Origin of the sequence: Ahrensia sp. 13_GOM-1096m, assembly GCF_000620605.1 — a bacterium.
Lineage (GTDB): Bacteria > Pseudomonadota > Alphaproteobacteria > Rhizobiales > Rhizobiaceae > Ahrensia > Ahrensia kielensis.
On sequence record NZ_JIAX01000011.1, the window covers coordinates 280,016 to 292,495 of the forward strand.

Below are 12,480 nucleotides of genomic sequence, written 5' to 3' on the forward strand. Positions count from 1 at the left end.
GCCGATGTTGGCTGCCGATGTTGTTTGGCGTCTCTAAGCGCTATTAATCGCATTGCGTTTAATTAATGACCACACGTTGTTTCCTTGCGCATCCACTGCCTTCACAATTGCATCCGTTGTGTATTGTCTACAGGCTTTTCCAACACGCTTGGTGAGGTTGGAGACAAACTTTCTATCGCGCGCATCTAGGCCGCTGTCATTTACAATATCTTGTGCGATTCTGAATCATGCGAGGCTATACAAAATCTCTGCAACAACTTACGGTTAACTCAACAAAAATATTCTAGTTGACGGGTAGTACACGTGTCTCAATCAACCAATAATCTTGCAAGCTATATCTGGTCGCTGGCAGACCTGTTGCGCGGTGACTTCAAGCAAAGCCAATATGGCCGCATTATTTTGCCATTTACACTGCTTCGGCGCCTCGAATGCGTGTTGGAAGCGAACAAGACCAACGTTCTTGCTGAAGCCAAGCGAATCGAGACGCTGGGATTGCCAGAAGAGGCAAAAGAGAAGCTTTTACTGCGTGCTTCAGCCCTATCATTTTACAATACGTCAGAAATGGACCTGTCAACGCTCGGTGCGAGCGGTATCAAGGATAACCTCGAAAGCTACATTCAAAGCTTTTCCACCGACGCCCGCGAAATTTTTGAACATTTCAAATTTGGTGAATTCATTGCTCAGTTGGCTGACGCCAACTTGCTATACAAGGCCGTGCAGCAGGTTAAGGGCGCTGATTTGCGGCCTGAATCTGTTTCCAACCATGACATGGGGCTGGTCTTTGAGGAACTCATTCGCAGATTTGCAGAAGGATCGAATGAAACTGCCGGTGAACACTTCACTCCCCGTGACATCGTAGATTTAACAACATCTCTTGTCTTCATGGAAGACGATAAAGGCCTCACGCAGGACGGTATCATTCGCACCATTTACGATCCAACCGCTGGCACAGGCGGCTTCCTGTCTGCAGGCATGGAATATGTCATGCAAATGAACCCCAATGCGGTGATGCGGGCATTTGGGCAGGAATTGAACCCTGAAAGCTATGCAATCTGCAAAGCGGACATGTTGATCAAGGGCCAAGAGGTCAGCAACATCAAACTGGGCAATACTCTGTCGCAGGACCAACTGGTCAACGATAAATTTGACTATATGCTGTCCAACCCGCCCTTTGGAGTGGACTGGAAGAAGATCGAAAAGGACATTAAGGACGAACACACGATCAAGGGCTTTGATGGTCGCTTCGGGCCAGGCTTGCCACGTGTGTCGGATGGGTCGCTCCTATTCCTAATGCACTTGATCTCAAAACTACGCGACACAGACAAGGGCGGCGGGCGCATCGGGATTATTCTGAATGGCTCACCCTTGTTCACGGGCGGCGCAGGATCCGGCGAAAGCGAAATTCGCCGCAACATTCTTGAATCCGATCTGCTTGAGGCCATCGTCGCGCTACCCACGGACATGTTCTATAACACGGGTATCTCTACCTATGTCTGGGTGCTGACGAACAAGAAGGCCCCTGAACGCAAGGGCAAGGTGCAGCTGATCAACGGCACCGACCTGTATAGCAAGATGCGCAAATCTCTGGGCTCCAAACGCAAATGGATGGATGAGGGCGATATCGCCACGATCACCCGCTGCTTTGGTAACTTCGAACCTGTCGCTGCGGAAGCCCTCGACAAACCCGAGGATGCGAAAAGTAATCGTGGGCGGCAATCTGCGACACCCAAAGCGGCCACGCCCAAAACCTTTGCTTCTAAGATCTTCCACACTCATGAGTTTGGCTACCGGCGTTTGACGATCGAGCGGCCCTTGCGCGAAAGCTATCAGTTTAGTGATGATCGCATCGCCCCTCTGCGTTTTGCGCCCAAACCGTTGCACGCGATCATGCAATGGATTTACGATAGATTTGGCACGGGTTGGAGCGAGAACGGTACGGATTATGGCGTTCTGAGCGATCAGGAAATCGAAATCCGCACTCATATCAAGGCGGAGTTCCCCGAGCTAAAAGAGAAACAGATCAAGGATGTGCTGGACCCAAAGACGTGGCGGGATCAGCTGGCCATCTTGCAAGCTGCCCGTAAGCTACAGGACAAGATCGGGACTGATCAACACGACGATATGAACGGCTTTGATAAAGCGCTCAAGTCTACGGGTGTCAGCCTTGATGCCACGGCCAAGAACCAGATCACCGCTGCGGTCAGTTGGAAAAATCCGAAGGCTAAAAAGGTCATCAAGAAAATCCACAAGAACACGGCCGCCAATCCGCTGTATGGGCTGTTCGATGTGGATCGCCAAACCATTGAATACAAACCCGACGGTGATCTGCGCGATAATGAAAACGTACCGCTGGACCCATCGCAGCCTGTGAATGTGCTGAACGAGGCATATTTCTTGGCAGAGGTCGCGCCCCATTTGCCTGACGCATGGATTGACGCGGGCAAGGTAGATGCGATTGATGGTGGCATTGGCGTTGTTGGCTATGAAATCCCGTTCAACCGGCATTTTTATAACTACACCCCGCCGCGCGAGCTGGCCGAAATCGACGCCGAACTGGACGCCGTCAGTGCCGAGATCATGGCGCTGCTACAAGAGGTGCATGTGTGATGGCAAGCGCAGGACAAGCGAAGTATCGGCCCTATCCGGCCTACAAACCCTCTGGCGTGGACTGGTTGGGGGATATTCCTGAGGGTTGGGAGGCAGTCCCGATAAAGAGGATAGCTAAAATCGAGAATGGGGCTACACCGAAATCAGGTGAAACTGCGTTTTGGGACGGCTTGATACCTTGGGTGACGCCGGCAGATCTTGGGAAAAGCCCAAGTCCGTATTTAGCTCGTGGTAAACGTAATATATCTGAGAAAGGATTCGCTTCATGTGGCGCATCGTTGGTACCAAAAGGTTCTGTGATCCTTTCGTCACGCGCACCAATCGGAGCACTAGGAGTTTCCCAATGCTCCTTGTCGACAAATCAAGGCTGCAAGTCATTGATACCGCTGGCCAACCTTTCAACTAAATACTTGTATTATTTTCTCAGCACGAATTCCGAAGCCCTTAACATGCTCGGACGCGGCTCTACTTTTCTTGAGTTATCATCATCAGACCTAGGCGCTTTCAAAATCGGTCTCCCTCAACTCTCAGAACAAACCAAAATCGCGGCTTTTTTGGATCATGAGACGGCCAAGATTGATGGGTTGATTGCCAAGCAGCAGCGGTTGATTGCGCTGTTAGAGGAAAAACGTCAAGCGGTGATCAGCCATGCGGTGACCCAGGGTCTTGACAAATCCGCCCCCCTGCGCCCCTCCGGCATCGACTGGCTCGGCGACGTCCCTGCGCATTGGGAGGTGAAGCGATTGAAATATTTAATCTCGGACTTGGAATCGGGAGTAAGTGTCAACGCCTCAGATCAATCAGCAAACAAAAATGAAATTGCCGTCCTGAAAACCAGCTGCGTGTACACGAGATCTTTTCGTGCTGACGAAAATAAAACTGTCGTGCCTGAGGAAATTAGGCGCGTGAAGTGTCCGGTACGTAAAAATGCAATTATAATAAGTCGAATGAATACACCAGAACTTGTCGGAGCAAGTGCTGTAGTCTTAGATGACAGCCCAAACGTCTTTTTACCAGACCGTTTATGGCAAACTGTTTACTTCGATGACAAACTTCAGTCTTCAGCATTCTTAGCGTATTTTATGATGCATCGGGGTTTTCGCAGCGAAATCTCGCTGGCGGCTGAAGGTGCTAGCAGCAGCATGCAAAATATCGCAAAGGGTGATTATTTATTCATTCCCGTCACACTCCCGCCCCTAAATGAACAGCTGCAGGTCGTTGATTGGCTGGTCAAGAAGGTAGGGATTATCAGTGATCTTGAGCGTAATACTCAATCTGCCGTCGACCTCCTCAAAGAACGCCGCACGGCGCTGATTTCTGCCGCTGTGACGGGAAAGATTGATCTGCGCGATTGGCAATTACCTGAGGGGATTGCGCGTAATTCCAAACAAGGCATTGACCAAAACGAGGAGGCCCTCGCGTGAGAATTTCCCACGGCGTGACCCGCGAAATGATTTTTCAAAACGAGATGATTTCCCAGATGATAGCCAGCGGTTGGCAGCTTGGCACGCCTGCGGGGTATAATCGCAAACTGGCGATATATTCCGAAGACCTGATCGGTTTTGTCAAAGATACCCAAGAGGGTGAATGGCAAAAGCACTGCAAGAATTACCCCAGTAACCCAGAGGCCAAGCTGTTGGAACGTGTGGCAAGTCAGCTTGATAAGGCCGACCCGAATGCCACCAGCAAAGACCTGCGTACTTTTGGCACGTTGGGTGTGCTGCGTCACGGCGTCAAAGACCGCAACGCCAAGTTTAGCCTCTGCCAGTTCAAGCCCGAACATGATCTAAACCCAGACACACTTACCCGTTACAAGAAAAACCGCCTGCGCATTGTGCCAGAGCTGGTCTATAGCCCCTATGCCACCGACGCGCATCTGGCCGAGACAGGTACGCAGGCCAAGAAATTTCGCATCGATCTGGTGTTGTTCGTGAACGGTCTGCCGATCGTCACGCTTGAACTGAAGTCAGAGTTCAAGCAATCGGTGCAAAACGCGATCACGCAGTACAAGAAAACCCGCTTGCCGATTGATCCTGCGACCAAGAAGCCAGAGCCGTTGTTGACGTTCAAGCGCGGGGCTTTGGTGCATTTCGCGGTCAGTCAATACGAGGTCTATATGGCGACCCGTTTGAGCGGCGATGACACGTACTTCTTGCCTTTCAATAAGGGCACCAAAGAGGGGGGCGCGGGCAATGACGTGCCAGAGGATGAGAACACCTATGCCACAAGTTATCTGTGGCAAGAGGTGCTACAGCCGGATGCGCTGCTCAACATCCTTGCACGGTTTATGCATCTGCAGATCGAAGAACACGAAGATTTTGAAGGCCGCAAATTCAAGAAAGAGACGATGATCTTTCCGCGCTATCATCAGTGGGATGTGGTTGGGAAGCTGGTTGAAGCTGGCAAGGTCGAAGGGCCTGGCAAAAAGTATTTGATCCAGCATAGTGCCGGATCGGGCAAGTCGAATTCCATCGCATGGACGGCGCATCAGCTGTCATCGCTGTTTGATGGCACGAAGAAGGTGTTCGATAGCGTCATCATCGTGACCGACCGCACGGTGCTGGATGATCAGTTGCAGGAAACGATTTATCAGTTCGAGCATCAAGACGGCGTCGTTGGGCGCATCAACCGCCAAGAGGGTGATGGGTCGAAGTCCGAAAAACTGGCTGCAGCGCTGGAAGGCTCGCAGCCGATAATCATCGTGACCATTCAGACGTTCCCATTCGTCATGAAGGCGATTGAGAACAGCACCAATCTGAAAGAGCGCAACTACGCTATTATCGCGGATGAGGCGCATTCTTCTCAAACAGGATCGACAGCGGGCAAGTTGAAGTCCGTGTTGATGACTGAGGGGCGAGACGATGATGCCGAGTTAAGTTCAGAGGATATTCTTGACGCTGCCGTTGACGCGCGTCGCGAGGCACCGAACTTGAGCTATTTCGCATTTACTGCAACGCCGAAGTCCAAGACGCTTGAGTTATTTGGGCGCGTGCCGAACCCAGATGAACCGCCTTCAAAAACAAACCTGCCCAAGGCTTATCATGTCTATTCGATGCGGCAGGCTATCGAAGAGAAATTTATTCTCGACGTTCTTCGCAATTACACGAGCTACAAAGTTGCGTACAATTTGGCTCTGAAAGCGCAGGAAGCGGATACTGAAGTTGATGCTAAAAAGGCTAAGGTAAAACTGAACCAATGGGTTCGCTTGCATGACCACAACATATCGCAAAAAGTGCGCGTGATTGTTGAACACTTCAAAGACAACATAAGTGGCCTGTTGGGTGGGCAAGCCAAAGCCATGGTTGTGACCAGTTCACGTAAAGAAGCCGTGCGCTACAAGCTCGCGTTTGACAAATACATCAGTTCGAACGGTTATGATAAGATCCATGCAATGGTGGCTTTCTCGGGTGAGGTGGAATTTGCGGAGAATGATCCAGACGCCAAAGCGTTGTTAGGCGAGAAGTTTACCGAGACAAACATGAACCCCAATCTCAAGGGCCGCGATATGCGCAAGGCCTTTGATACTGACGACTATCAAGTGATGATTGTTGCAAACAAATTTCAGACGGGCTTTGACCAACCGAAACTATGCGCGATGTATGTCGATAAAAAGTTGGCCGGTGTGGAGTGCGTTCAAACATTGTCGCGCTTAAACCGGACTTATCCTGGCAAGGACGTCACCGGAACATATGTGCTCGACTTCTTCAACGATCCTGAAGATGTCTTGGCCGCCTTCCAAGAATATTATCAGACTGCCGAATTGATTGATGTTTCCAATCCCAATCTAATTTTTGACCTGTCTGAGAAGTTGCGTGCATTCGGTGTTTTCACCTGGTCCGAGGTCGAGAGGTTTTGCGAGGCGTTCTTAAAGCAGTCACTTAGTAATGCCGCCGTTGCAAATATCTGCAAGCCTGCGGTTGATCGTTGGACATCGCGTTACAAGTCCGCCACCGAGGCATACCGCACTGCCATAGAGATGTTTCAGCGCGCCAAAAAGAGCGGCGACGCTGTGTTAGTTGCAAATACAGACCAAACTTTGAAAGACTGCAAAAAGGAAAAGGATGCCTTAGAGCTGTTCAAGAAGGATCTTGGGACATTTGTTCGGTTTTACGAATTCATTTCTCAAATCGTCGACTATGACGACAAGGATCTTGAAAAGCTAAGCATCTATGCGCGCCAACTGGCACCGTTGTTACGAGAAGCGAACATCGATGAAGATGAGATGGATTTAGGTGATGTCGCATTGAGCCATTACCGTCTGTCAAAAATTAAACAGCAGAACCTAAAACTTGGACCAGATGCAGCCGAAGGTCTTCAACCAGGAAGCGGGCTCGGCAGCGGTAAGGCAAAAGACAAACAAGAAGAATTTCTGTCCCTGATCATTGCACGGCTCAACGAGGTTTTTGAAGGCGATGGTCTGACTGAGGCTGATATGCTGAGCTACGCAAGAACGATCAAAGACAAAGTGATGGAAGATCGAAAAGTCATTTCACAAATCGCAAACAATTCACGCGAACAGGCTCTCTTGGGGGATTTTCCAAAAGCTGTTGAAGAGGCAATTCTAAACAGTAACGAAGCGCAGCAAGTTCAGATGATGAAGCTGCTTTCGATGTCGGACAAGTTCGGTCAGTTCCTGGATACCATTTATGATATGATGCAGCATGACGCTGGACCCAAATAAAATTTGAGCGTGTTCAGTTAAAAAATCTGTTGCACAGTTTCAGAGAGTGCCAGCACTTCTTTCACGCTCCAAATACTCCGTAAGTACCTCTTCTATAAGCTCGTAAGTGTGCTTATCAGCTTGTAAAGCCGCAGTTTTAATCTCGCGGATTAGTTCGGGCTTCATCACGAGCAGAAGTTGCTTCCTGCCGTCTTCACGAGTGCTGCGTCTCTGTGAGTCTTTCATATCTATTTCTACCCTGAAGACAAAACATGCTGGTTTATTATAACCGAAAAATACAACTGTAGTCGTCCATAGAGTTCTTTTCACAGACATTATCGACCTATATATATATATGTATATATAGGTGTTGACTCTTAGTTTAATCGGCCGTTTAGTGATGAGGCAAACTGGGCTGCATGCCCTTAGGTGCTCACAGGTTTATATCGATTTTAGGAACTGAGGAGACAATATGCACAAAACAGCTAAAGGACTCACCGTCTTATCCCAGCCGGAGTATTCAATTTTTAGAGGGCCGAAAACCAGCTCATGTATTACTTATAAACATGGTTGGCATTTAGCACTTTTAGTAAAACTGTCATTAGATCTCGATGTTATTTCGATATCGGTCAATGATAAAACGTTATCCAAGGAAGCTCCCGAAACGCTATCACTGTCTGTCAAGCGCCGTTCGCAAGTGGTTCCACTTGATGTGATTGGCATTCATGATGATCAGGTAGTTGAACTTGAAGGTGCTCATAATCAAGAGGTATATAGGCGCTCTGAGATACTTGATGATCCGAACAAATCAAACTCTCTCGAAGTTTGGGCGAAAAGAAGCCACCATACCGATCTAGCATTGCGAATGCGCATTCTAACTGAACTACATTCAAGCTTCGAACAGATGACGTTTGAAGCAATACGATCCAAACTAAACATCGATATAACGAGATTGGTGACGGCGCTGTCTTTAATGCGGATCGAAGGGCTGATCGATTTTGATCTTTCTAGGCCGATTCACACGATTCCGGACCTGAAATTAGTACAAAATTTGGATCGGGCACTAGATGTAGTGCCTCTACAGTGATTCGCACAATGTCAATTCTGACAGAAATCGTGTCACAAAATGATGGCTATACCGTTTGAGAAGTGAGTTTTCCACATCTGTATCGAAGGCGATTTGCACTTAACATATCCACTTTGTCGATACTAATTAAGCAGCGATTTTGTGCTATAAATGTATTTATAGGGGTATTGAATAAGGGGTTTGTAAATCAGCCAAATGCACCAGACGAAATCTTGGTAAATCAGTTGATAAAAATTTCAACCTAAGTAACGCCTATGTTTTCGAAAATGGAAGGTTAGAACCCATCGCTTGGGAAACCTCATTAATTAAGTAGGTTCTGTGAAAAGGATCTCCACTTGAAAGAAAAACAATTCAGTGATTTTTTTGCGCTCAAATAAAAGGGCTGAATTAGAGTCACTAAAAAAAACTACGATCGCCTCTTGCCAAGAGTGGGTGATTTAGATTCGACTGATTATGTTGCTGAGAGGTGACGAGTGAAGTCCTAGGCACGAGGCCTAGGACCTTAACAAAATGAGACGACGTTCCGTGTAAAGAATCAGTCTCAAATTCGCCGTGAGGAAAATATCGCATTGGCCTCTTTAAGAGTCAAATGCGTAACATTTTTTCTCGGTTCAAAGGAACCTGACAAATGACAATTCGCTAACTCAATAGATTCAAAAAAATATAACTGGACCTAGAATTGCCCTCGTCGAGGGAACAGCGAAGCTATGTCCAAACTTTTAATTAGCCGGCACATTAATGATGTGGCCGGATAGGTAAAGTATACCTAAAGTTGGAGAGATTATATGTATATCTCAACACCAAAAGTTACATTCGAACGATCAAAAACGAATGCTGTGACCAACCAGATGCGGAAACGGAAACCTCCGCAACTTCGTGTTAAAGGGCCGGACTCATCTTTCCGTTCTCCTCGGAAAAGTCGTCGTACTATTATCGGAGAAACGCAGAACTTCAAAACAGGTCAATCGGTTCAGTTCGCTAGCGATCTTGAGCGCAAAGCTTTGCAGTATCTGTTTTGCTCGGCGACGATACATAACGTGAAACGCAACGAAACTTCCATCCAATGGTACGATGGAAGACGTCTTCGTGAACATACCCCAGACTTTCAAGGTTTACTGGTAAATGGCGCCCCCGTTTTTATCGAAGTTAAATCGCGAGTGTTTTTGCGAAGGTCCGATATCTTTTGGAAATTTGACGTAATTAAAAGCCAGGCTCGAAAAGCAGGGCTAGCTTACTTGTTGATCACTGAAGATCACATCTGCGATCAAACTCGCATGAGAGCCATAGTTGAGCTCTGTAGCTACGGCAGCGTTGATACAGTGTGTGAGCAGCTAGTCGATAAGATTCTGTCGCTTTTCAAAATCAAGTCAAATCTGTCAATCGGGGAAGTTGTCGAAAGGCTTCACATGTCGGCAGCTGAAGCGCGCGCATGTCTCATGCATCTAACAGCCAACAACATCCTTAAAATTTCACTCGACGAAATCGTCGGTCCCCACACCATTTTTACGGGAGAAGTTGCATGATGAACTATGTTGGAGCGCCTATTGGCGTGAGCAATCGTGTTGGTACTGACACTGCTGGAGATCTATTTGTTGAACATATATTAGAGCGCGATCGCTTGGTCATATTTAGAAATATTAAGACCGGAGACTCAGAAATAATTGGTTTCGACGTCGTCTATGAGCAAATGATGCTTGGACGTATGCGTATCACTGCTCGACGACAAATTGCCAAACGCACTCTCGATACCACCATGTGTAACATTGCGAAGCATCGATTGAATTTCTGCATTGGTATCGATGAGGCTGACGCACGGTTTATGATTTCACGTGCGAGATGTGTTCCGATCATTGAACGCGTAGCGATGCGCTTGCATGTGAGCCCACCCAGTTATGAAGAGGTTATGAAATGGTGGCGCGCGTGGGCTTTCGCTGACCGCAACTCAGCTGTTTTAGAGGAAAATAAATGGGAGGTTGATTATGCTGCATGAACCAATCAACCGTTTCCCTGTAAATGAAGGGCAGTACCTTACGATTAAAGGCAAAGATTATATTGCGGAGAGGCATCGTCCATCAGAGCATTCATTGATCGCTCGGCCAACTGACGGGGGGCTAGAGGTCAAAGTTCTATGGCGAGAGTTGGAAGATTATTGGCATAAAGGCGAATTAAAGCTTTTCAGTGGTAACCCCGCCCAACTACCAAAGCATTTGTTAACAACATTAAATCGTCAACTCAGTTCTTTCACTGTTGAGGAGCGGCGCATTATAGAGCGACGTTTGCAATATGTGAGCGAAATCCACGAACGGCTTTCGTATAACCAGCGTACTAAACTACGTTTAGATGCGATCTGCAAAGAAGTTGCTGAGAGAATCGGTGACGATAAACCTCCTTATTATAAAACAGTAAAAGCATGGCTGTTACGATGGGAAAGCAATAAAGACCCGCGAGGTTTAGCGCCAAGCAATCGTGCGAAAGGCAACAGAACTAATAAGCTAAGCGGTGTAGCTTCTGCGGCAATACAACATGGAATACATTACTTGTTGGATGATCGTCAGCTAAATGTCCAACAAGGATATGTGGCTGCCATCAATTTTGCCCGAGAATTTTATCCCAGCGATGCAGAGAAACTCTTTAGTAAGAAAACTTTCTACAAGCATTATATGCTGTTTGATGACCGCGTTAAAGTAAGATTTCGCCAAGGTGCTAGAACAGCTTTAGCTAAAGCACACTCTGCCGGCGTTGGCGTTGACTTTCGCTTTCCTTTAGAACGCGTTGAAATGGATTGGACCAAGTCGGGTATCATCATTGTAGATGAAATTAATCTTACGCCGCTAGGCAACCCTTGGATTTGTATTGCCATCTGTTGTTACACAAGAATGATCGTTGGATTTTATGTGGGATTCGAGCCGCCAAGTTGGTCCAGTGCATCTCAGTGTATCAAAATGTCGATTTCGCCTAAGCAAAGGTGGATCGATTTGCTGAACGAGCGACGCCCGTTTGATGATGCTCAAATCAAAAATGACTGGCCGGTCAATGGAGCACCAAAATCGCTGTGGCTTGATAATGATATGACGTGGCTCTCAGAGTCGATGAGAGAAACATGTCGCTCAATGAATACAGATATCAGTATTCTTCCCTCTTATTGCCCGCAGTTGAAAGGCGTGATTGAGCGTTTGAACCGTACAATCACCACTGGTCTTTTCGACCTTTTGCCTGGGCAGAAGTTAAAGACAAAGCAGCCTACGCAACCAGAATATAATGCAATGGGGCAAGCCGTTCTAACCCTCACTCAATTCAACTTTCTAATCACTAAATGGATTGTCGATGTTTATCACATGAGTGACCATGGAGGATTTTCCTCATGACACCGCTAAATAAATGGACGGAGGCTCTCGATGATTGGGAACCTCGTATGTTGCCACCTCATACAACGTTGATGGAATTAACTGGGCAATTAGCAGAGCGTGTCCTTGATCGTGGCACTATTCGTATTTTTGGGTTCCGTTATGCATCGCAGGAGTTGGCGAGGTTTAGTCATAAAATTCCAGGTCGAAAAGTGATGAAAATCAGATTTGATCCAGAGGATATCTCAACCATTTATGTCATCAATTATGAGACTGGAGAAACATTCAAGGCGGTTTGCCAAGGGCGCTTAATTCGTGAGTACACACACGGAATTTCGCTTCATGTTCACCGCGTAATTCGAATGCATGCCATCAAGGGTCGCGAAAATAACGAGGAACAAAAATTACGTATCAAAGAACTGATGGACGCTAAAATCGAATTGATGAAAATCGCAGATTCCATGTTGAGTAAGAAGAGCGTCAAAGGCCGTAAGGGGCGGATTGCTCGGTTCCTGGAGGGGCTGGAGCATATATATCAACAGAACGACACTCAAAAATACGATGACTTTGGATCAGTCGACGATGAGATCGAATCTACACTGTTTGAGACAAGTGCAGCTACGGAGATGCGACGAGGTAATACGCCCGATATTTTTTCACAAACAAAAAGAGACACGCCAGAAAAATTACGAACAGACCACTTTCAGACGAAGTCTTTTAGCGCAGATATTCCAGAGTATGCCGATACAGATTTCGATCTTGAGGTTGAGTGATTGGAGAAC

The 12,480-nt window shown here is 47.3% G+C and carries 8 protein-coding genes; all 8 read left to right on the plus strand.

Features of this window, described 5'->3' with window-relative positions; translation table 11 throughout:
- The first annotated feature begins 303 nt into the window (after positions 1–303).
- The gene (locus N530_RS0109175; protein WP_026480462.1) at positions 304–2,607 is read left to right on the plus strand and encodes a class I SAM-dependent DNA methyltransferase; all 2,304 of its coding nucleotides are present in this window, start codon (positions 304–306) and stop codon (positions 2,605–2,607) included.
- Positions 2,607–4,031, plus strand: coding sequence for a restriction endonuclease subunit S (locus N530_RS17750; protein ID WP_051540862.1), 1,425 nt, complete (start codon positions 2,607–2,609; stop codon positions 4,029–4,031). Before N530_RS0109175 ends, N530_RS17750 begins: the two co-directional genes overlap by 1 nt.
- Positions 4,028–7,288, plus strand: a complete 3,261-nt coding sequence (locus N530_RS0109185; protein WP_202899050.1) for a type I restriction endonuclease subunit R — start codon at positions 4,028–4,030, stop codon at positions 7,286–7,288. Before N530_RS17750 ends, N530_RS0109185 begins: the two co-directional genes overlap by 4 nt.
- Positions 7,289–7,739: 451 nt before the next feature.
- Positions 7,740–8,354: a hypothetical protein gene (locus tag N530_RS0109195; RefSeq protein WP_026480465.1), complete on the plus strand. Its 615-nt coding sequence runs from the start codon at positions 7,740–7,742 to the stop codon at positions 8,352–8,354.
- 785 nt (positions 8,355–9,139) lie between these two features.
- The gene (locus N530_RS0109200; RefSeq protein WP_026480466.1) at positions 9,140–9,877 is read left to right on the plus strand and encodes a hypothetical protein; all 738 of its coding nucleotides are present in this window, start codon (positions 9,140–9,142) and stop codon (positions 9,875–9,877) included.
- Positions 9,874–10,344, plus strand: a complete 471-nt coding sequence (locus N530_RS0109205; RefSeq protein ID WP_026480467.1) for a hypothetical protein — start codon at positions 9,874–9,876, stop codon at positions 10,342–10,344. Before N530_RS0109200 ends, N530_RS0109205 begins: the two co-directional genes overlap by 4 nt.
- Positions 10,334–11,719 (plus strand): DDE-type integrase/transposase/recombinase, encoded by a 1,386-nt coding sequence (locus tag N530_RS0109210; protein ID WP_026480468.1) that lies wholly within the window; start codon positions 10,334–10,336, stop codon positions 11,717–11,719. The genes N530_RS0109205 and N530_RS0109210 overlap by 11 nt, the downstream gene beginning before the upstream one ends.
- Positions 11,716–12,471 carry a Mu transposase C-terminal domain-containing protein gene (locus tag N530_RS0109215; protein WP_026480469.1) on the plus strand — a complete coding sequence of 252 codons (756 nt, stop codon included), beginning with the start codon at positions 11,716–11,718 and terminating at the stop codon, positions 12,469–12,471. Before N530_RS0109210 ends, N530_RS0109215 begins: the two co-directional genes overlap by 4 nt.
- The last annotated feature ends 9 nt before the right edge of the window (positions 12,472–12,480 follow it).

What these genes read in the sequence shown, in the direction of transcription:
- N530_RS17750 (WP_051540862.1), top strand. Translation starts at nt 2,607, where the DNA reads ATGGCAAGCGCAGGACAAGCGAAGTATCGGCCCTATCCGGCCTACAAA.
- N530_RS0109205 (WP_026480467.1), top strand. Translation starts at nt 9,874, where the DNA reads ATGATGAACTATGTTGGAGCGCCTATTGGCGTGAGCAATCGTGTTGGT.
- N530_RS0109210 (WP_026480468.1), top strand. Translation starts at nt 10,334, where the DNA reads ATGCTGCATGAACCAATCAACCGTTTCCCTGTAAATGAAGGGCAGTAC.
- N530_RS0109195 (WP_026480465.1), top strand. Translation starts at nt 7,740, where the DNA reads ATGCACAAAACAGCTAAAGGACTCACCGTCTTATCCCAGCCGGAGTAT.
- N530_RS0109200 (WP_026480466.1), top strand. Translation starts at nt 9,140, where the DNA reads ATGTATATCTCAACACCAAAAGTTACATTCGAACGATCAAAAACGAAT.
- N530_RS0109215 (WP_026480469.1), top strand. Translation starts at nt 11,716, where the DNA reads ATGACACCGCTAAATAAATGGACGGAGGCTCTCGATGATTGGGAACCT.